Raw genomic sequence first — 21,356 nt, forward strand, 5'->3', positions numbered from 1 at the left:
AACAACGAGCGAGACAAAGCAAGCAGCAAAATACAGTAAATCTGGAGATCAACCTACTTACCAGCAAACTGAAATTGGGCTTATTCCTCGTGCTTGGAAGTAACCCTGATTAAAGATATTTCTGAGGTTAAGAGTTGCAAGAGATTACCTTTAGGAAGATCACTATCTGTTAATCCCTGCTATATTTATGTGTTCTACTCAAAAAACTATCTGTTCGATGTAATGCGCTGCAAAATAGGTTAATGTGATGTTTCGAACACATAGAACACATGATTTCCGCTATTTTCACTCCCCTCATAAGTCCGAACAATACAGGTTTATCAACGCTTGATTCTGCTGTAATACGTCGTATTGCTTACTTCATTGGAAATCATGTGATCGACAATTGGATGTTTAGCGTTCATTAACAGCTCCATACGGAAGATATCCAGTTGGTTATCCTATTAGAATATGAGTAAGGTGCAGTAAATGAGCGCTAAGTGTATTTTGGTCTGTTTCCTTATCGCTCAATATCAGTAATTTGCTAGATTTTGTGGTGTTATTAATACGCTGATTTTGTTATAATATCCATTAAATGAGCGCAAATGGAGTTGTTGGATTCCTTATTGCGTGGATACATACCACCATACGATTACTTGGATGTATTACTATCCACCCCTTCGAAGCATTTGTTAAGTGCATCAATTGCACTTTCCTTAGATTTTGGGAGGTTTTGACGATTAAGAAGGCATACCTAAGAAGATGGTATATCCCGAAGTGAATTGCCAAGATGGTTGGAGGAGTAAAAGTGGTAGGATAAGGAACAAGAATAAAATAAAAATTCTCTCTTTTTGCACAAACTGTCCCCCATACGTTCCCCCGAAAATAGAAAACCCCTGTAAACTAAGCGTTTACAGGGGTTCATCGTAGCGGGAACAGGACTCGAACCTGTGGCCTTTGGGTTATGAGCCCAACGAGCTACCAACTGCTCCATCCCGCAATATATCTTTTTTCAGAAAAATCAGAACCTATTTAATCTGCGCTAGAGGTGAACCAGTGTGTGTTTCTCTCAACCGCGGTGCAAAAGTAGCGCTTTTATATTAATATGCAAGCATTATAAGGGTTTATTTTTAAAAAAGCGTAAAAAATGTAACGACACGCCAGAAATTGGCCGACAGAACATTCTTTGTGTTATTTTTGTTTCATGAAGTAATGTAATTTGTAAAAACTGAAATATATGCCACGAGTATTTAAGCCTGTAGACATAAGCCAAGAGGAAAAGGAATTAATGAAGGATTACTTCGACAGACACACTCCTTTCATTTTCTGCGACGATACTGTTAAAAAAGGTGAAAAGATAAAAGTGAAAGTGTCGATGGGTGATGAGTATAAACATCCCGACGATTACGATCACTATATAAGCACCATACAACTTTGGAACAGGGAAACTCTCATGACACAAGTGCACTTTACCCCCGGGGCATTTGGCAATCAGCCCACCCATGTGGAGGTTGATTTTTACGTGGCCGCAAACGTGAGCATGAACCTCACAGCCATGGCAGTATGCACAAAGCATGGGTTGTGGCAGAGTGAAGAGAAATATGTTAAGGTAACTCAAGACTAAGTGGCATCCCACTATGTAAATTAAAGTTTCTATATTTGTGGGATAGCATTATGTAAACCATGGCGCAAAAAGAAAAAAAACGGTATTTGTCCCGACTCAAGAACAAATACCGCTTCAGTATTTATAACGATCAGACCTTTGAGGAAGTGTGGTTCCTTCGGCTCTCCCGCCTAAACGTGATGGCTGTTTTTGGAGGGTTCTCCTTTTTACTCGTTTCACTGGTAATTGTGCTGATCGCCTTTACCCCGCTACGGGAGTTTATTCCCGGTTATCCCGATACGCACACCCGGAGACAAATTGTTCAAAATGCATTAAAAGTTGATTCACTTGAACGAAAATTAGACTACTGGCAACAGTATCTCACTACGCTGCAAGCCATTGTTAATGGAGAAAACCCACCGGCGCTGGAAGCAAAGTTGGACACCACCATACGCACCAAACAAATTGTCTTCACTAAATCGGTGGAAGATTCGGTTTTGCGAACGCAAATTGAAAACAACGAACAGTATAATCTATCCGTTAATACATCCCCAACGGACAATACGGTTAAGGGGTTTCACTTCTTTCCACCCGTTAGAGGAGAAGTAACCAGCTCGTTTAACCTTACCCATAGCCATTTTGGAACCGATATAGCATCGGCCCCAAACGAAGTAGTCGTTGCCGTGCTGGAAGGAACCGTTACTATGGCAACATGGACGCTTGAAACCGGATATGTAATTCAGATTCAGCACAATGGAAACCTCCTCTCTGTGTATAAGCATAATTCCAAACTGCTTAAAAAAGCGGGCAGCCATGTGAAGGCTGGTGAAGCTATTGCCATTGTAGGCAATAGCGGAGAGCTCACCACCGGGCCACACCTCCATTTCGAACTCTGGTTCAATGGAACCCCCGTAGATGCAGAGAAGTATATCGTATTTTAGCCGCAAAGGATAATAACAGGGAATGAAAAAACGGTTAGTTCTTTTGGGGTCCACCGGTTCAATTGGAACCCAGGCGTTGGATGTGGTTCGCGCCCATTCCGATCGATTCGAAGTAGTAGCCTTGACGGCCAACAATAGTGTTGATTTACTTATTCTTCAGGCGATTGAATTCCTACCGAAAGTAGTAGTTATTGCCAATGAGTTGAAATATCAAAAAGTTAAGGATGCTCTTACCGCCATGCCCATCGAGGTTTTGGCAGGCGAGGAGGCACTACGAGCCGTTGCCACCATGCCGGAGGCAGACATGGTGCTTACCGCAATGGTTGGCTTTTCGGGATTACTCCCAACCATTGATGCCATTAAGGCAGGTAAGCATATAGCATTAGCCAACAAGGAAACGCTGGTAGTTGCTGGTGAAATAGTTACCGAACTAGCCCGGAAGCATGGCGTTAAGTTACTCCCGGTTGATTCGGAGCATTCCGCAATCTTTCAATGCTTAATGGGCGAAACCGATGGTGTAGAGAAGCTAATCCTTACCGCCTCGGGAGGACCATTTCGCAGCTGGAAGGCCGAAGAACTTAAAAAAGTGACCCGTGCAGACGCACTAAAGCACCCAAATTGGTGCATGGGGAATAAAATAACGATAGACTCGGCAACCCTTATGAATAAAGGGTTTGAGGTGATAGAAGCTCGATGGCTCTTTGGAATTGAGGCAGACAGAATCGATGTGGTAGTGCATCCGCAATCGATTATTCACTCCATGGTGCAGTTTGTTGATGGATCTATTAAGGCCCAACTTGGCATCCCCGACATGAAACTCCCAATACAACTCGCATTTGCCTATCCTGAGCGACTTTCGCTAGGATCGGACCGATTCGATTTCTTTGCATGCGGCGGTTTTACTTTTGAAAAGCCCGATTTACTACGCTTTCCATGCCTAAGGTTGGCCTACGAAGCACTGGATAAGGGTGGGAACAGCTCCTGCATACTTAATGCAGCCAACGAAATTGCAGTTCAAGCCTTCTTAGAAGAAAAAATACATTTTCTCGATATTCCACGTATAGTGGAACAATCACTACACCAAATCGAATTCGTAAAAAATCCTTCGATTGATGATTATTGCCTAACCGATGCAGAAACTAGAGCCTTTGCGCTTACCTGTATCACCAAAAATTAAAAACAAAAAAGACGCGATATGAATATGGAAGTTTGGACTAAGATTGCCCAGTTTTTGCTAAGCCTCTCAATACTAGTGGTTCTCCACGAGTTGGGTCACTTTACCTTTGCAAAACTATTTAAAACTAGGGTGGAGAAATTCTACCTTTTTTTCAACCCATGGTTTTCCCTTTTTAAGTTTAAGCACAAGGATACAGAATACGGAATAGGGTGGCTACCACTGGGTGGTTATGTGAAAATATCGGGTATGATCGATGAATCACTCGACACCGAACAGCTTAAAACGGAACCACAGCCCTACGAATTCCGTGCAAAACCAGCATGGCAGCGCTTAATTATAATTATTGGAGGAGTGCTCGTAAACTTTGTGCTGGCCTTTATAATTTACATCGCCATTCTCTTTACTTGGGGCGAAGAATACCTCGCCACTAAAGACGTTACATATGGTGTAATGGTTGATTCTGTTGGTGAAAAGTTAGGTCTACGGAACGGTGATAAAATCCTTACAGTGGGCGGTGAAACATGCGAGAATTTCATGCATGTAATTCCCGATTTAGTTCTCAACCAAGTTAATGATATAGAGGTTGAACGTGAGGGCCAAAAGATAACGCTTCCTATTTCGGCAGAGATGCGCAATGATTTGCTCTCGACCCCGAACTTTCTGCTTCCCCGCGTACCATTTGTAATAGATCGCATTGAGAAGGATTCTCCAGCAGATAAAGCCGGCTTCAAAAGCGACGATAAAGTTATGATGGTGGATAGTATTGAGATAATTTACTACGATCAATTTAAGAGTTACGTTCCTGAAAAAGCAGGAAAAGCTATAACCGTCACGGTTGAGCGAGAGGGTAAAAATATAGCTATCCCCGTTACTGTTAATGGCAGTGGACAAATTGGCGTTTCCGCAAATTTTGTTCTCGATAAATTCTTTCACGTGAGCGTTCAGCAATACACCTTATGGGAATCGATCCCAGCTGGAATTACTAGGGGTGGTGAGATGCTAGTTAGCTACATGAAGCAGCTAAAGTTGCTGGTGACCCCAGGCTCGAGTGCTTACAAATCGCTTGGAGGATTTATTACCATAGGTAAAATTTTTCCATCCTCATGGGACTGGCATGCCTTCTGGAATATGACGGCACTGCTTAGTATTGTGCTCGCCATTATGAACATACTTCCAATCCCAGCACTCGATGGTGGCTATGTAATCTTCATTCTATATGAGATGATTACGGGTCGTAAACCGGGTGAGAAATTTCTGGAGTATGCTCAAATAACGGGTATGGTTCTTCTCTTTGCATTGCTATTCTTTGCCAATGCCAACGACGTAATAAAACTTTTCAACTAGCAATAACCTTACTATTAAAAATCCCAGGGTGCCACTCTGGGATTTTTTTTGCCTTACTGTTACCACCTTGCCCTTGCTTCTTATTAAATGCGTCATTTTACCGTTGGCAATTCGTCTTCTTCTTGCTAACTTGCCAATGAATATTTTTTAGAATGAAAAGAAGTTATACTTTACTTATTGCAGCTATAATTCTAGCAACCAGTTCAATTGTTGCCGTTGGGAAAAACGAGCCTCCCATTAAGCGCAAAGGAAACCTGCTTGCCGATCGTATCGTAAATGCACTTGACAGCTTATCGAAGTTAAAAGTATTCCCCCAACAGAATAACTCTATTTATCCCATCAACCCGGCTTATCATATACCCGAACTGGCCATTGAGTATAAGCTAACGGCAATGGGCAGGACTATGCCAATTGATATGGACTATACTCCTGAAGTTCAACGATACATTACCCTGTTTACGGGTGAACGTAGAGAGGCCTTCTCAAAGATGCTTGGACTAGCACAATTATACTTCCCCATTTTTGAGGAGATGCTAGACCAGTATCGATTACCCTTGGAGTTAAAATATCTCGCAATAGTTGAGTCCGCCTTAAATCCACTAGCTGTATCGTCAAGTGGTGCAGTTGGTTTGTGGCAATTTAAAATAACCACAGGGCAGATGCTTAACTTGAATGTAACATCCTATGTCGACGAACGGATGGATCCCTACAAATCCACTGAGGCGGCATGCAAATATTTGGAATATCTATTCCGCATATTTAAGGATTGGCACCTGGCGCTAGCCGCCTATAACGGAGGGCCTGGAGCAGTGCGAAATGCAATACTCAGAAGTGGAGGCGAAACGAGTTACTGGAAACTGTTACCCTATCTACCGGAGCAAACACGAAACTATGTACCGGCATATATCGCAGCCACCTACGTAGCAAAAAACTATGCCGATTTCGAAATGGAGCCCACCCAACCGCTTTATAATCAATCTACCGTGGATACCATTAAGGTTTATGGCGGAATATTTTTCGAAGGAATAAAAAAATATACCGATTTGGATATGGAATCGGTAAGGTTTCTGAATCCTTCCTTTAGAACGAATTATATTCCGGATAATGGAGGGTTTTACACAATTGTACTGCCCCACTCCGCCATAAAGAAGTTTTATATGAACTATAAAGATATTTATGCATTTAAACCAGCAAGCAATGGCTATGCAATTGCAGTTAAAAACGCAGGTGAAACGGCAGGCAAGAAAAAGATTACTTACACCGTTCGCAGTGGCGATTACTACCACAGGCTAGCATTGGCCTTTGGTTGCACTGTCGACGATATCAACGCATGGAATCCTGATGCACCAGAGGAGTTATCGGTAGGCCAACGGCTAAATATTTGGACCGATACCACCTCTGCGAAACAGTATTCAGGAAATTCAGAAAACATCAACCGCAATTAAGAGAACTAAAAAAGACGTATTATATGAAACGAATTACTTGGTTATTAGCCCTAGCATTACTCGTGACCATTGGAGGATGCAAAGAGGGCAAGAAGGGAAAAAACTTACTCCCCAACCCACTGGGAGCAGCAGGCGATATTCTTGTTGTTCTTGAAAAAAGTGGTGGTGATGTGGATACCCTTTGGAGTTCCATACAAAATGTTTTGGCCGAAGAATACCCATTTCTTCCACAGCCCGAACCACGATTCAATCTTGTGAAACTCCCACCAAAATTTTTCAAAGGAGTTCAAGCCTATCGAAATATCCTGCTTTTGAAGGTGGACAAGGCAATATACCCTGAAGCCAAGATGCTTTTGCGTTACGATGCATGGTCGTCGCCCCAAGTGATCGTGACCCTAGTTGGACCTTCGCCCAAAGCATTGTCCACCTATATTCTAAAGGAGCGAGAAAAGATTGTTGCTCTCTTCGAGCAAGCCGAACGCGACCGACAAATTGCAACCAACAATCGACTTCCAGACCTAAAAATACAGCTGCTGCTTAAACAGAAGTTTGGAATCTCACTGGCAATGCCCAGCGGTTATAAAGTAAACCGGAAGGCCGACGATTTTATTTGGATCTCCTACGAGACCCCATTTACGAGCCATGGAATTATGGTTTATACCTATCCCTACAAAAGCGACAGCACATTTACGAAGAAAAACCTGATTAATAAGCGCGATTTCTATACAAAAAAATACATCCCCGGACCAAGCAAAGGATCCTACATGATTACCGGACATTTCTATGAACCACAAGTAACTCCGACTATGTTCAAGGAAAGATACTATGCCATTCTCAGAGGTTTATGGGAAGTTAAAAACGATTATATGGGAGGCCCATTTATTAGCTTCACCACATTGGACGAAGCCAATAACAGAATAATTACCATTGAAGGATATGTTTACGCACCAAAGGATGAGAAACGTAACTATCTCCGCCAAGTAGAATCCATCCTATACTCCTTCAAGTTGCTGCCGAATGCTGAAAGCAAGAATAAGTAACAACCAAATTCCGGTTGAACTGAATAAAAAAAGGCGACACTCTGGTCGCCTTTTTTTATATTCAGATGATTTAGATTCTAGTCAAATCGTTATCCCCCACCGGAATTCGGCCCAGAGGAACCTGCTCAATGGTTACATTACTAGTATCTAAACCATATCCTTTTACGCTCGAGATGCTGAACTTTTTAAGTAGGTCGTAGGAATTCATTATTAACCGCTCAAATGAGGTAAGTTCAATATCTACGGTAGGAATCCGATCAATAATAATAAACTTAAAGTCCCCGCTAATTCCGTGTTTCTGAAGAGAATGATAGTTACTTACCAAGGATATCTCCTTGTTTTCGACCAACTCAGAAACAACATGGTTGAAGAAGCGATTAATCCTTGCATTCACCTTAAACCCAATGAAAAAATCGACCCGGTAAAGAACACCCGGAATGAGAACTGTCACCTTATACTTCTTTGTAAACGGCTCATCGGAAATATTTATTCTTATAAGCCAATACCTGTCTGCTCGTTTGGGTTGCTTGTTCAGGATGGAATAGAGAATCTTAGCCTCTACGTCTACCTTTCGTTCGGCCCGAGTAATATAAACCAGATTTGAAGCAACTTTTGGAATATCTTTATCGTTGCGCAGATCCGTTATCACTTCGGCATAGTGGCAAATGGGAATAAATTCTGTAAACCGTTTTTTGGTCTCCCTCGCCTTATTCCAAATAAACATTACAAGAAATATTACACTAGCAAGGAGCAAGGTAAGCCAACCACCGTTGGGAAACTTATGTAGGTTGGCAACCAAAAATGTAAACTCAATTGCCATGTATGAAAACAAGAATACCCAAGCCAACCACGATTTAACATGCTTTACCCTTAGGTAAAAAAACATCAGGAAAGTGGTCATTATCATGGTTAAGGTAATGCTCAAACCATAAGCAGCCTCCATGTTTGAGGAATGCTGAAATCCGAGCACAATAAGCGAGCACGAAATAAAAAGCAACCAGTTTACGCTTGGAATATAGAGTTGACCCTTAATGCTGGTAGGATATTTCACCTGAACTTTAGGCCAAAAATTAAGCGTTATCGCTTCACTTATAATGGTAAAGGACCCAGAAATGAGCGCTTGACTTGCAATAACGGCCGCTGCCGTTGCAATAATTACCCCAGGAACAATAAACCATACCGGCATGGTAGCAAAAAACGGATTGGGAAGCGCCCCTTGAGGTTGTGCAATGATCCATGCACCTTGCCCCAGATAATTCAGTATCAATGCAATTTTAACAAACATCCAACTCCACCGAATGTTTTTAACACCACAGTGGCCAAGATCAGAATAGAGCGCCTCTGCTCCTGTGGTACAGAGAAATACAGCTCCAAGAATGAGAATACCCGATGGGTTTTCAATCAACAGCCTTACTGCGTAGTAGGGATTAAACGCATGTAAGATTGCAGGATAATCGGAAATATGGTGCAGCCCAATAATCGCAAGCATAGAGAACCAGATTACCATTATGGGGCCAAAAGATTTCCCAATGAAACTAGTACCGAACTGTTGCAATAAAAATAGAAATGCCAATATTACAAGCACAATAGGTATTATGGAGATATTGGGATAAACGCTACCCAATCCTTCCACTGCCGATAAAACCGTAATGGATGGGGTTATTACACCATCGGCCAGAAGGGCGCTAGCACCAAGCATGGCTAATAGGTATACGGAACGTCGCCTCTTCCGCAACAATGCAAAGAGAGCAAGTATACCGCCCTCACCCTTATTGTCGGCACGAAGGGTAATGATCACATACTTTAAAGTTGTTTGGAGGGTAAGTGTCCAAATTATACAGGAAATTGCCCCGATAATAAAGTCAGCGGTATGCGCTCCTCCAGCAGTTATTGCCTGCATTACGTAGAGTGGTGATGTTCCAATATCACCAAAGACAATACCTAAGGTTACCAATACCCCGGCAAAACTCAACTTCTTTAAACCTTCGGCCCGTGCTATTCCCATTTTATATATTCGAAAAAAACTTGGCAAAGGTATACTGAACAGCAAGAAATTATCCTCCTTACAACGATTAATTGTGGGCCTTTGTCAATATGTTGGTTTATAAAGCACTACTGATTCCAAAACTTCTATTTAGCTGGTGTTGGACAGACATCAAAGGCTGTTACGTAGAAGCATTGCTCAAAAAACACGCTGTCGGTTTTATGATACGCAGAATCGAGGTATTTGTAGATGGTATTTGAGGGGTCGTAAAAGAGCGAGCCATCCTGGTAGTAAACAATACGCTTAAAGGAAAACTTGGAGACATTCTCCTTAAATTCATTGACACCCCAAACAGGTAATATATTATTAATCCTTAACAGGCTATCAAAAACATATGGCTGCGAAAACAGTGCTCTATTGTAATAGTAAGCAAATCCCTCACGCCCAGGAAAGGCATGAATTACGACCAAGCACTCGTCGGATTGAAGGGACTTCACTTTAGCAACAGACTGTTGAACATCCCGAAAGTAAACCGTTGTGGGAAGAATTTTCAAGGATACAAATGAAACTATCAGTAGAAGAAATAAAGGAACATACTTTAAGCGGCCAAGGTTTTGTGCTAGAGCCCCAAAGATTCCTCCAACCAGCAGATATAGGCTTACTGAACCGAATAAAATATACCTATTCAAAAAAATTGGCATCCTGAATGATACGAAGAACATGATTGTGTAGGGCACAAAAAACAGCAGCACCAAGTAAAGGTGATTCCAATTAAACACCCTAAGGTTATGGTTTACATACAGGTAGTATAACGTCGTTGCTATTAGAATACATAGAATAAGATTAAAGGCGACCATCCCGTTGAGCATTTTGGCCATCTCAATATAGTAATCGCGTGGAAGAGGTGGATCAATCCAAGTTCCTTTGCCGGAAATAAGCAACTGTTGAGCCATTACTACCCACATGGGTGCATAGAGGATAATCTGCACAACCGTATTAAGTATCCACCGCCTAACTAGTATTTTGTTTTTCCAGCGGAGAAGAACAATTAACGCCTCCGAAAAAATAACAAACCAGCCAAAATAGTGACTGTAAACCATTACAATATTTGCAAGGATTAATAACCAGAAGTATTTACGATTCCTCGGTTCTGCCATAAAGCAAAAAAAGAAGAAAATGGATGCAGCAGCAGCCATATAGAGTAGTGCATATGTGCGAGCCTCAAGTCCATAGTAAAACTGCTGCGTGGAAAACACAAAAAGGAGTGCCGCAGTAATTCCCGCTACCGAGGAAAATAGTTTGCGGCCCACGAGGAAGATAAATACAGGGGTTAGCGAAGTAAAAATCAGACTAGGAAACCTTACTGCCATGGGAGATAATCCAAAGAGCTGAATAACAAAATGTTCTAGGATCAAGAAAAGAGGCGGGTTGGGTTCATTTTGGCTCGAAAGCAGCCAAATATCCCAGAGACTCTTTTGCGCATGGAATATGGTAAACGGCTCATCGATGCATATATCTCGTTGAACAATAAAAAAGAGTTTCCAAATAAACGAGAGAAAAAACAAGCCAAATGCAATTACGATTGCGAGATTCTGCTTAGCCCATGAAAAGACTTTATTAATTCCTGCTGCCATGTTCAAAAAAGTTTAAGCAAAGGTAGAAAATTAATACCGTGAATTTAAAGCCTAAACCGCGATAACATTGCTAGTTTTGCACTAAATAAAGTAAGGATGAATTTTCTGAAAAGCACAGCATTTCTAGCAATCATTGCCTGCATACTCTGGTCAACTGCGTTCACCGGAATTAAAATTGGCCTTCACTATACTCCTCCACTTCAGTTTGCTGGGCTGCGATTCTTTCTAGCAGGACTTCTGCTAATCCCATTCGTGAAACAGCTACCCCTTAAACTGCGGATTGCGCGAGCCCATTGGAAGCTTATTGCGCTAGTAGGGCTTCTCCAAATCACCATTGAATATGGGCTTTTCTACACCGGGCTTAACATGGTGTCCGGAGCATTGGGTGCCATGATTGTTGGATCGGGGCCTGTATTTGTAACGCTAGTAGCACACTTTTCGATGCAAAACGACCGCCTATCAACACGGAAAATCATTAGCATTTTTCTGGGGTTGGTAGGTGTCGTTATCATTACCCTTGGGCAGAAAGAACTAAGTACCGAGGGAAACTTCATCCTAATTGGAATTCTACTGCTTATCCTAAACAACATTATTTCTGGAATGGGTAACGTTCTCGTTTCGAAATCGGCAAGCACTATTCCACCACTCATCCTCAGCTCCTTCTCCATGATCTTTGGAGGAGCAACCCTTTTCCTTTTCGCGCTGCCCATTGAAGGATTCAATCCAAAACCTGTCCCGCTAGAATATTGGATGGCGTTGGGATGGCTCAGTTTCTTGTCAGCGACTGCCATTACTATTTGGTATACCCTTCTCAACCGCCCAGGAGTAAAAGTATCGAACCTCAACATGTGGAAATTCATTATTCCAGTTGTTGGAGCTCTGCTCAGCTGGACAATCCTTCCCGGAGAATCGGCCAACATTGCCTCTGTGGTTGGCATGCTTGTTATTGCCGCTTCCATTCTGGTGCTTACCATAAATACTAAGGGAAGCAAAGGATAACTTATGACTCTTGTGTTGGCTAGACTCCTTTATTTACTAGACATTATACTTATAAATTCATGGCTTAATTTAAAAATCAACCAAATAAATATGGATATACAAACTTTACGAAATACTTGAGGGAATTAAGTATGGAGACATCACCGATAAGCATAATCGGATAGCCACTGATCAACTGTCGCAAAAACAAAAGGCCATCCTTACGGATGGCCTTTGTTTTTCTTGAGCAAACGATTAAGCGTTTACTAATGCGGTATATTGCTCAGGCGATAGCAAGTCATTAAGATGAGCCTTATTAGTCACCTTAACCTTGATCATCCAACCATCACCATATGGATCCTTGTTTACAAGATCCGGTGCATCAGCCAGCTTGCTGTTCACTTCCGTTACTTCGCCATCTACAGGCATAAAAGCATCGGAAACAGTCTTTACTGCCTCAATGGTTCCAAATACCTCTTCGCGAGCAAGAGTTTCGCCTTCAGTTTCGATCTCAACGAACACAACGTCGCCAAGTTGAGACTGAGCGTAATCAGTAACCCCGATGATAGCATATTCACCTTCTACACGAATCCATTCGTGATCTTTGGTGTACTTGAGATTAGCAGGTACGTTCATGTTTTATTGTTTTGATTGTTAGGTCGTTTGATAATAATTACAAGTTCAAAGGTAAAACAATTTACATTTTCCCCAAGTGATATATACCATGTTTAGTAATATACTTCAGCTGTTTTTAAAGATTCTAAGGAAGAGATTAAAACCCGAGCATCAATTTTTTAACAGTTTGATGAAACTACAACTCAACCCGTAAGCTAAATCCAAAGTTTGATGTGGCGATCGGGAAAACATTACTCACATAAGGTGCATTCACTGTTCTGTCGAAATAGGCGCGAAGCGTAACTTTTTCGCTCACCGTATAATCAGCATTTACTTTAATCGTGGTAATCTTCTGTCCGCCACTAATTTCGTCGATATCTTCGGCAAGCCTGCGCAGGAAGTTTTTAACATTCCGGATGGAAACATCAGTCGTTATCCTTAGGTTGGTCTTATTGACCTTTTGTGCACCCGTAGCTGGATTTCCGAAAATGAGGGGCACATTGTCGAAGCGGTAACCGACTCCAAAAATATACTCCCACGATGTTTGCTCTGTTAGCTGATTGCTCGAGAAGCTCATCGCTAAGTTTCGAGAACGACGAACCTCACCCTTGGTTGTTAGATTATTTTGCCATCCTAAATCGACACTAATAAGCGGGCTGAATTGCTCAGAAATAGACACATTCAGAATATCGCGTTTGGCAACAAAATCGTTTTGCGCATTTCGGATATAGGAAAAGCCATCGCCATTCTCCATAAAGGAAGAGTTGGTAGTATAAGAGCCAATACTGTAAACCGACTTGTAACCATGCGAAAGCGTAACGCTCTTAAAGTAGGTTTTAAATGGCGCCAACTTGGCCAGACCATTGTAGGTAACCTGCCAGTTTGGCAAAGGTATTTTGGGGAAATTATCGAGGCTTACAGATGATGAGCTGGTGTTGGTGTAGGCGGCAAGGAATGCCGGAATTAGAACCTCTTGAGAAAGTGGACCATAGCCAGCAAAATATCCAGTGGTGGCATCAATTGCAGATGGATCGTAGCCCTGAATTGTGTTAATCACTCGCTTTTCGGCCAACCGTTTTGATATTTCAAAACGATTCTTTTTGAATTGCTCAAATGCATCCGACCGGTAATTATTGCTACTGGTCGATTCCTCAAATGCCGTTGAGATACACATTACAGATACGCTGTAGTTTCCGCTGATTAGTGGATCACTGCCACTGAAAGCACCGCTACTATTAGCGGTCCAGTATTCGCTCCTGTTCTGGGAAAAGGTGCGGAGACCGGTAATGTCAATCCGGAAATCAGGAATTGGCTCAATGGTAATTCTCAAGTTTATGTTCTCTGTTCTATTAATGGCAAACGGATTATTAAGGGTGGTATCCTTCGAAAGCCAGCCGTTTTTTGCCGCTTCCAGTGGGAAGGCTTGGTCTTGATTACCTAAAACAAAAGGCCAGCCGGGAGCGGTAACGCGCGAATAATCGGTCAATCCCATCATCTTGGTTCCAGGCTTGTAGCCGGGCAATATCATTCCTCCAACCTGAGAATAAGTGAATGATATGTTCTTCACCGACATAAGCAACCGAAGCGATAATTTCCCTGCAAACACAAGCGGGCTGTTTCGCTTCTCCACCTTTCCTATCACAACGATCTTGGCATTTGAGATATCCTCGTCCGAAGTAACTCGAACCCTATCGGGTGTATCAGCATCAATAATAATTTTTATTTCTTTTCCGTCTGCCGAGGTTACTTTCACCTTTACATCCTGTGTTCCAAGTTTGTGGTAAACGCTTCGCGCTTTTTTCGCAGTTGCCGATAGTGTAGCCTCGTAGGTTACCTCCTTAAATTCTTTCTTTTTATTTGGATTAGGCCTACCCATTTGGTCGAACTCGTTGTTTATTCGCTTAAGAAGACCAATCTTGTTATACAGGGTAACCATATTAAATCCTCCTGTGAACTGCAGGGTTTGGCTATTCTTTATGGTATTCCCCGGATCGAGGGAACTTGTATCGGGCATTATTGGACCTGCATCCCACTCATATGTTCCGGAATAACGGGCATTAGCATTGGTAAAATCAAGAAGCGGAAATTTATTTATTGGGATATTGTAGGTTACGTTAAAATTGTGGTTGTAGTTAACGTTGCGGCCAAAGTTGCGAGCATTTGCCCAAACAGAGTCACGCCAGTTTTCATATCCTAAGGGATCACGGTCCTTGTCCACCATCCCAACAGGCTCATCAATTCGTGCAAGATTTGTTGCGGCAAAATCAATTTTTATCGACCGAGTAGGTTCATAAGAGAGAGAGTAAAACCGAGTCCATGCAAAATCCTTGGAATAGGTTGGCATAATGATCTGGTTTTTATTGTTTAAGTTCCGGCGCTGCTCCTCCCGGTAGGAGCGATTAATATCGGTTCGGAAGGCAACCTGAGAAGGAACCAAATTGAAATTAAAGTCCCGAATCAGATTCATCGACTTGGGGCGGAAGAGTTTCATCTTTTGAAAGGGCGAAATGGTAATAGGCCGTGTGTTAAAATTGTAGCCCAGCACACCACGGTACTCCTTCTGAATACGGTGATCCAAATCCACATTGCGAGCAAACAACTCGCTGTATGAATAGGTCGTTGCCCAGTTTGCAATGTCATAAAAACGTGGTTGTCCCTTTGTTTTAACGAACTTAACATTGGTGAAGTTGATGCTCTTGCGCCGAGTATAGTCCTGTGAATACCTCTTTATAGAGTCGCGCTCGTGCTTGGAATCTGCATTATCCAACGCATCCTGTAAGCGAATATCTTGGTCGAGTGGATTATACTCCGGATTCTTAAATATCTCGGAATAACCAATAAACATCGGGATTTTAAGGCCTAATTTGTCGGGGAAGAAGCGACCCAACTCAAAATTAGAAGCCACATCATACTGATAAATATTCTCTTTGCTCCGCTCGTTCACATTGCTCTCTATGGAACCAAAACCAGCCTTAATGATACTTCCGGCAACGGACACATTACCCAAGTCGGCCAACTTGATGGATGTTCGAGCATTGGCAGCCCATCCACCGCTTTCGTCAAAAGAGGTGAGTCGCAACTCGTTTACCCATACAATACCCGACTTTGCCTGACCATCGTCACTCGAAGAGCGGTTTTTTGAAGGATTGCGCACTCCAATAAGGATTACCTTTACTTGACTGAGAGAGGGATTACCCACAACCTTAATCTTACGCGCTCCATCGGGTACCTCATACACGGTGGAAAGTGTAACCATTGACCCAGGTTTATGCATGGCATCGTTGCGAAGAGTCTTCGCATCGGGGAATCGTTCCAACTCAAAACTAAGCTTATTAGACTCAGGCCAAACCGCTTGTCGCCCAGCATCATTATTGGCGTAGTAACCAGCAGGCGTAACGGAAAGCGGGATTTCATACTCATAGTAGTTGTTCTTCTGATCGCTACCAAATCGTATGAATATACTCATATCGCCACCGGAAAGGCCGTATCCTTCCAGGGCCTCGGCGTGCACGTCCATCATAATGTTCTTATACTGTCGAACATCATAACCTGCGGTCTTGAATATACCTCTACCGTCCCCATCTTGCAGATCCTTTAGGGTAAGCATTAGAGCCTGCTCGTTAAGCTGCCTTACCTGTGGATTGGAGGGGTCAATAACCCGAGATATTCCCGGAGGTAATATGTAGTTAACTGGCTGACGGGATGAATTTTCTTCGACATTAACAGTAGAAATATCGAAGGCTGGATCTTCGGCATCGGTGGAACCAAGTCCCTCTTGTCCCTCCTGAAGCGAACGGTTGTACTTGCGCCACTCCCCTCTTACCAACTCTAGACGAGCAAAACGAAGAATAACGGTATCCTGAAAACCCTTAAGCATCATCCGCATAAATCGAATGGACTTAAAATCTTGTATGGACCCGAAATTTTGTTCATACTCGGAAATTGGAACCTTAAATTGATACCATTTAACCTTGCCCTTCGATCCATTTGCTAGATCAACGTTCGCTTCCCGTATATCTGTAACAAAGTTTCTCCCTATCTGCAATCCGGCTGGAGTAAGATGCACGCGATATTGATAGTAACTTTCGGCATCGGAGAGGGTATTATCAGAGTTAATGTCTTCCACATCGGGCATTGAAGTTGCCGAAGTAGTGTATCCATCGGAGGTGCTACCAGCAGAGTTTCCCTCTGGATTATTATACTTCTTATATCGGTCAAGAATGCTAACCTCATCCTTATCGTAATCGGCACCCCTATAAAAATGATAGTCATCCGAAGCAGGATCGGCGCTAGCCTGCTGGGCGATGGGGCTACCTGCGCCAAACTTTGTCTGCATTTCCGTGACGTAGGACTGAAAGAAATTATACTCATTGGTACTGCTCAATCCATCGAGTCCAACATCCTGCAAGCGACGTTTTTCCTCATCATTGTCGAAAGATTTCACCAAACTCTGCACCAGCGGTATACGCCCCCACCTAGTGGTGTCAACCCTTGTAAGATCGGCAGAAGTAGGTAATCCCTGCTCAAATGATTTGCGGCCATCTCGTAGAATATCTTCCGAAATATTTCCAAGGTTAAAGAGCAGATCTCCCCCTGTTGAACTTTGATTATAAACAAAAGGATCCATCATCCAAAAGGAGATGTAGTCAATATTTGAAGCCTCGAAATCGGTAATGGGTAGCGAACGCATAATACCACCCCACCGATTCTTTGGGTTTAAAAGTTTTCCCGTAGTACCATCAACTCCTATCCAGTCAAAATTGTAGGGTCCTCGCTCTTGAGGATAAAACGAAAGGTTAAGCGTTGGAATGTTCGAAGGCAAACCATCCACTTGGTCTTTGTTAAATATCTCCTGCTCATTGACTTCCCGCACAAAATGGTTCGAGAGTTGCTCCTTATCCTTCTTTATATGCGAGGGTGTATAGGAAGTAGTCCGGTTAAACAGCGGATCGATAGTAAACCATGCCAACTTTGCACGATTATATCCATACCTTAGATCGTTTGTGAGATCCCCCTCGGGAAAACCGTTTGCGCCCGGTTGCAACTGTGGCGTGGAGGATAAAACCCAGGCACTCCACTGGCGTAAGTCGATGGATGACTCACTTCCCTCAAAGTCGTCGATATAAGCAGTTCCCGAGGACCCAATGGCTTTTGAATGACCTGGGGAGAGTTTTGCAAACTCACCCTCGAATAAGATGCTCGACGGTTCCTTGGTTTGGATAAACGGCAACTTATCTACCATCTTGGTAAGAAATCGGGAATCGGTCTTATAGGATCCGTTCAAACCCCAAATAGTGTTCGAAATAGGCTCGGCACCATAGTTAACCTTTTGGGTCAATGGTCGCTCGGTAAGGTTTAAAACCGTAGCGCCAAGGTTAAAGTTGTCGGAAAACTCATAGTTGAAGTGTGACCCTACCAGCGTCTTTGTTTGAAAGTTGAACGCTGAATTATTTTCAAGAGAGATCTTTATGGGCGTTCCCGACTCGAGCAATCCTGTATTAATAATTTTTACTCGTCCCAGGACATAATCAACCGAGTAGTCGACATTTTCCACGAGCTTCATCCCCCCAGCAGTAACAACCACTGATCCTTGGGGTACATTCATGGCATTTAGTGGAATATCTGAACCTCCCGACGATTGGTAACTGCCCGAAAGTAAGAACTTGTTCTTTTCAGGGACTTGTCTCGCCTTGGTTTGGGTAGAATCGTAAAGTTCCTCGTAAACATACTTATCGGCGAAGGTGCCAAGTTTTGGTCGTAGGTTACGACCAAATGGTTCAAGAACGGGGAAAATAATTCTACCATTTCCCGAGAGTATGGTAACACCTTCAATAAAGTCGAATACTCCATCGGGATATGGATCCAACTGACTATTGACATTGTCGAGCCGCATGACTTTAAGGAGTGGTTGGTTGGCAATGCCCCCTTCCTTAATATAGTTAACAGCCTTACCGGTAGCCGCATCTTCGTATAAAATATCGAGGATAAAATTATCCTTACTAACTTGGTATGCACCTATGGAGTAGATGTTTTTCATCATCAGCTTCCAGGTATTCAAGCGAGGTGACAGGTTAGTGCCTTTAAGCAACTTAACGATTAATGCCTTTGTACTGGTAATACCCTCTGAGGTTAGCTCTCCAACCTTATATGTTTTTCCTCGATAGGAGTACTCATAGGCAACAGCCAACACTTCGTCGGCGTTCAAGGAGGTATTTAGTGAAATAAAACCAAGGCTTGGATTTATTGTATACTCCGATGGGGTTAACTTCCGTGCCTTTTCCACCTTCTCGTAATCCCGTCCCGACTGTAGCCCAAGAGGATTCAGGAAAGCGTTTATTTTTGAAATAGACCGTATGTCATGGTTGGAAGTATCCATGAGCGAAAAAGCAGTATTTATATCATTCGATGGATTTGGACCTTTACCCGGACTCTGGCTAAAGTAGCTGTTGGAGATATTTGTGGTCCCCTCCCCTAGATCCATTAAACCTAAGATATCACGAGCATTATCGTAATTACCGGCTTTATTGGTTACCCAAACTTCAATTTTATTAACGGTAACACCAGAACTGATAACCGGTAAGGTAGAAAGGGACTTGTCGTAAATATCCCGAAAGAACTGGCCCAAGAAAAAGTGACGGTTTACATCGTAGTTGTCGGAACGAACTTCAAAATCGCTTGTTTGAGCACCACCCTTTACATTGATGCTTTGCGATTGAGATTTCTGCTGCGACACGATACTGGTAACGGTAAGGTTTCCAAACTTCAGCTCGGTTTTAAAACCAAATAAACTTTGGCTACCGGTAATTAAACTACCCGAAAGTGGAAGCGAAACATTTCCTGCCTCAATTTTTTGAATAATCTCATCCTCATAACCCGTATACTCCAATTTCACATTATTTTCGAAGTCGAAGGTAGCCTCAGTATTGTAGTTTACCTGCATTTTTAACTTGTCGCCAATTTTACCGGCCACATTCATCTGAATTTTACTTTGAAAATCGAACGTGGTGGTCTTACGGAGTTGCAGTGGCAAGGAGGGGTTGTCGGTGCGCGAGGTGTTCAGCCCAAGGATAAGTTCGGCGTTACCCTGAGGTTTAATATCTATTTTGTTGCTACCAAAAATGCGGTCGAAAGTCTCTCCCCCAAGTTGGAGGTCGGGAAGAAAGGACGAACTACTTGAGGTTCCTGCCTCGGCCTGTCGTTTTTGCTCCCAGTAATTGCGAAGAGAATTTTGCTGCTGGAAGTTCTGATACTCCTCTTGGCTCATAACCTTCACGGTTAGGCCTTTGTTGTTTCCCACTTTCTGGTAAAAAACATATTGCCCTGTGGCAGCATTAAACTCAACAATATAGCCTGCATTCAAAGGCGTTTTAAGAAATAGTGGCGAGGTATTCCCGGCAGTGGTAGGATCGTTGAGCGATCGCATGGGATAGCGCAGCACAGCGGTATCCTGTGCATGAAATGCATATCCTGAGAACACGCAAACACCCGAGCTTGCGTACAATCCCGATCCGAATGATATTCTTATGGAGAAAATAAAAACAGAAGCAATGGCGAAAAAAACAAATCTTTTCAAGCGTCAACGCTATTTAATAATTCTACAACTGCTTAAGCGATAATTTAATGAGTTCCTCAACGGAAGCATCATTCTTACCCTTAAGAACGGTATCTACAACTTTTTGAGCCGAAACCTTAGCAAACCCAAGCATTACCAATGCTGATAACGCTTCTTCGCGGATGGTATTGTTTAGAAGGCCAAATAATTCGCCCGAAAGCGGCTCTTTCCCAAGTTTATCCTTCAGATCGATCACCACGCGCTGGGCCGTTTTCAACCCAATTCCCTTAACCGATTTAATCTTGTTAACATCCTCCAAGAGAATTGCCTGGCGTAACTCCTCAGGCGAAAGAGAAGAGAGCATCATGCGGGCCGTGTTTGCACCTACCCCCGAGACTCCAATCAGGTGACGAAATAACTCGCGCTCAGCCCTATCGAAGAATCCATAGAGAGTGTGTGCGTCCTCACGAATAGCCATATGCGTGTAAAGAACAATGTTTTTTGTACTCCCCACACGCGAAAAGGTACTCAGAGAAACATTAATTAAATAACCCACCCCACCCGTTTCAATAACGGCATAGGTTGGCGTTAACTCCACTACTTCTCCCTTAATGTAATCATACATGGTAAACCATCAGGGCATTAGTGCCGCAATTGCAAAGATAGATTTTCTGCTAACACTCTGCTATCAATTTCGAAATTTCAACAGGAGTAAATATTTCCTAAATTCAAGTAACAAATGCAACTTATAGGATTGATTGGAGAGAAAGGAATTGCATTTTTTCAGAACAGGAAGATGAGAATTACTCACCTTCGCTGCTCCGATGGAAAAAATGTGGTTCTTTACCCCCTAAGTCCTCTAAAAATAAGTTGTAATGGCGCACATCAACCAAGAGCAAAGGTATGTAATTACCCTCATGCTACAGCAAGGCAAGCTACAAAAAGAAATAGCCCTGTTTATCAACCGAAGCCCTTCCGTGATATCCCGGGAGATTCGCAGGAACAGGGATGCCAAAACGGGCATTTACGAGAGCAACGTGGCGCAGCGTGCCTACGAGCGGCGG

The 21,356-nt window shown here is 42.8% G+C and carries 13 protein-coding genes and 1 tRNA gene; 8 read left to right on the plus strand and 6 right to left on the minus strand.

Annotation, left to right across the window (positions count from 1 at the left end; genetic code table 11):
- Positions 1 to 906 precede the first annotated feature (906 nt).
- A tRNA-Met gene (locus BLS65_RS14430) sits at positions 907 to 979 on the minus strand.
- 237 nt (positions 980 to 1,216) lie between these two features.
- Between BLS65_RS14430 and BLS65_RS14435 the strand changes: the two genes are divergently transcribed.
- The 6 genes from BLS65_RS14435 (at position 1,217) to BLS65_RS14460 (ending at position 7,529) form a co-directional block, all read left to right on the plus strand.
- Positions 1,217 to 1,603, plus strand: coding sequence for a desulfoferrodoxin family protein (locus BLS65_RS14435; protein ID WP_092440239.1), 387 nt, complete (start codon positions 1,217 to 1,219; stop codon positions 1,601 to 1,603).
- 59 nt (positions 1,604 to 1,662) lie between these two features.
- The gene (locus BLS65_RS14440; RefSeq protein WP_092440241.1) at positions 1,663 to 2,523 is read left to right on the plus strand and encodes a M23 family metallopeptidase; all 861 of its coding nucleotides are present in this window, start codon (positions 1,663 to 1,665) and stop codon (positions 2,521 to 2,523) included.
- A 22-nt stretch (positions 2,524 to 2,545) separates the two neighbouring features.
- Positions 2,546 to 3,700 carry a 1-deoxy-D-xylulose-5-phosphate reductoisomerase gene (locus BLS65_RS14445; protein WP_092440243.1) on the plus strand — a complete coding sequence of 385 codons (1,155 nt, stop codon included), beginning with the start codon at positions 2,546 to 2,548 and terminating at the stop codon, positions 3,698 to 3,700.
- A gap of 18 nt (positions 3,701 to 3,718) precedes the next feature.
- Positions 3,719 to 5,044 carry an RIP metalloprotease RseP gene (gene rseP, locus BLS65_RS14450; RefSeq protein ID WP_244500704.1) on the plus strand — a complete coding sequence of 442 codons (1,326 nt, stop codon included), beginning with the start codon at positions 3,719 to 3,721 and terminating at the stop codon, positions 5,042 to 5,044.
- 152 nt (positions 5,045 to 5,196) lie between these two features.
- Positions 5,197 to 6,489 carry a lytic transglycosylase domain-containing protein gene (locus tag BLS65_RS14455; protein ID WP_092440245.1) on the plus strand — a complete coding sequence of 431 codons (1,293 nt, stop codon included), beginning with the start codon at positions 5,197 to 5,199 and terminating at the stop codon, positions 6,487 to 6,489.
- Between the two features lie 23 nt (positions 6,490 to 6,512).
- Positions 6,513 to 7,529, plus strand: a complete 1,017-nt coding sequence (locus BLS65_RS14460) for a DUF4837 family protein (RefSeq protein ID WP_092440247.1) — start codon at positions 6,513 to 6,515, stop codon at positions 7,527 to 7,529.
- Positions 7,530 to 7,599: 70 nt separating this feature from the next.
- On the opposite strand, the gene BLS65_RS14465 is transcribed toward BLS65_RS14460, so the two are convergent.
- Together BLS65_RS14465 and BLS65_RS14470 are read right to left on the minus strand one after the other, a co-directional pair.
- The gene (locus BLS65_RS14465) at positions 7,600 to 9,534 is read right to left on the minus strand and encodes a KUP/HAK/KT family potassium transporter (RefSeq protein ID WP_092440249.1); all 1,935 of its coding nucleotides are present in this window, start codon (positions 9,532 to 9,534) and stop codon (positions 7,600 to 7,602) included.
- Between the two features lie 125 nt (positions 9,535 to 9,659).
- A complete protein-coding gene (locus tag BLS65_RS14470) occupies positions 9,660 to 11,147 on the minus strand; it encodes a glycosyltransferase family 39 protein (protein WP_092440251.1) in 1,488 nt (495 codons plus the stop codon).
- Positions 11,148 to 11,243: 96 nt separating this feature from the next.
- Here BLS65_RS14470 and BLS65_RS14475 point away from each other — a divergent pair, with 96 nt between their 5' ends.
- Complete coding sequence (locus tag BLS65_RS14475; protein ID WP_092440253.1) at positions 11,244 to 12,146, plus strand: DMT family transporter; 903 nt, start codon at positions 11,244 to 11,246, stop codon at positions 12,144 to 12,146.
- 234 nt (positions 12,147 to 12,380) lie between these two features.
- Here the strand turns inward: BLS65_RS14475 and gcvH are convergent, their stop codons facing one another.
- From gcvH to ruvA, 3 genes are all read right to left on the minus strand, one after another.
- Positions 12,381 to 12,761: a glycine cleavage system protein GcvH gene (gene gcvH / locus BLS65_RS14480; protein ID WP_092440255.1), complete on the minus strand. Its 381-nt coding sequence runs from the start codon at positions 12,759 to 12,761 to the stop codon at positions 12,381 to 12,383.
- 175 nt (positions 12,762 to 12,936) lie between these two features.
- Positions 12,937 to 20,313, minus strand: coding sequence for a T9SS outer membrane translocon Sov/SprA (gene sov / locus BLS65_RS14485; protein WP_092440257.1), 7,377 nt, complete (start codon positions 20,311 to 20,313; stop codon positions 12,937 to 12,939).
- A gap of 22 nt (positions 20,314 to 20,335) precedes the next feature.
- Positions 20,336 to 20,917: a Holliday junction branch migration protein RuvA gene (ruvA, locus tag BLS65_RS14490; protein ID WP_092440259.1), complete on the minus strand. Its 582-nt coding sequence runs from the start codon at positions 20,915 to 20,917 to the stop codon at positions 20,336 to 20,338.
- Positions 20,918 to 21,167: 250 nt separating this feature from the next.
- Here ruvA and BLS65_RS14495 point away from each other — a divergent pair.
- A partial coding sequence (locus BLS65_RS14495; RefSeq protein WP_139180971.1) for a helix-turn-helix domain-containing protein occupies positions 21,168 to 21,356 on the plus strand: 189 nt, incomplete at its 3' end.

The sequence above is a fragment of the Williamwhitmania taraxaci genome, assembly GCF_900096565.1.
GTDB classification, from domain to species: Bacteria; Bacteroidota; Bacteroidia; order Bacteroidales; family Williamwhitmaniaceae; genus Williamwhitmania; species Williamwhitmania taraxaci.

Excerpts from the sequence above, each read along its gene's own strand:
- BLS65_RS14435 (WP_092440239.1), top strand. The coding sequence starts at position 1,217 with ATGCCACGAGTATTTAAGCCTGTAGACATAAGCCAAGAGGAAAAGGAA.
- BLS65_RS14440 (WP_092440241.1), top strand. The coding sequence starts at position 1,663 with ATGGCGCAAAAAGAAAAAAAACGGTATTTGTCCCGACTCAAGAACAAA.
- BLS65_RS14445 (WP_092440243.1), top strand. The coding sequence starts at position 2,546 with ATGAAAAAACGGTTAGTTCTTTTGGGGTCCACCGGTTCAATTGGAACC.
- rseP (WP_244500704.1), top strand. The coding sequence starts at position 3,719 with ATGAATATGGAAGTTTGGACTAAGATTGCCCAGTTTTTGCTAAGCCTC.
- BLS65_RS14455 (WP_092440245.1), top strand. The coding sequence starts at position 5,197 with ATGAAAAGAAGTTATACTTTACTTATTGCAGCTATAATTCTAGCAACC.
- BLS65_RS14460 (WP_092440247.1), top strand. The coding sequence starts at position 6,513 with ATGAAACGAATTACTTGGTTATTAGCCCTAGCATTACTCGTGACCATT.
- BLS65_RS14465 (WP_092440249.1), bottom strand. The coding sequence starts at position 9,534 with ATGGGAATAGCACGGGCCGAAGGTTTAAAGAAGTTGAGTTTTGCCGGG.
- BLS65_RS14470 (WP_092440251.1), bottom strand. The coding sequence starts at position 11,147 with ATGGCAGCAGGAATTAATAAAGTCTTTTCATGGGCTAAGCAGAATCTC.
- BLS65_RS14475 (WP_092440253.1), top strand. The coding sequence starts at position 11,244 with ATGAATTTTCTGAAAAGCACAGCATTTCTAGCAATCATTGCCTGCATA.
- gcvH (WP_092440255.1), bottom strand. The coding sequence starts at position 12,761 with ATGAACGTACCTGCTAATCTCAAGTACACCAAAGATCACGAATGGATT.
- ruvA (WP_092440259.1), bottom strand. The coding sequence starts at position 20,917 with ATGTATGATTACATTAAGGGAGAAGTAGTGGAGTTAACGCCAACCTAT.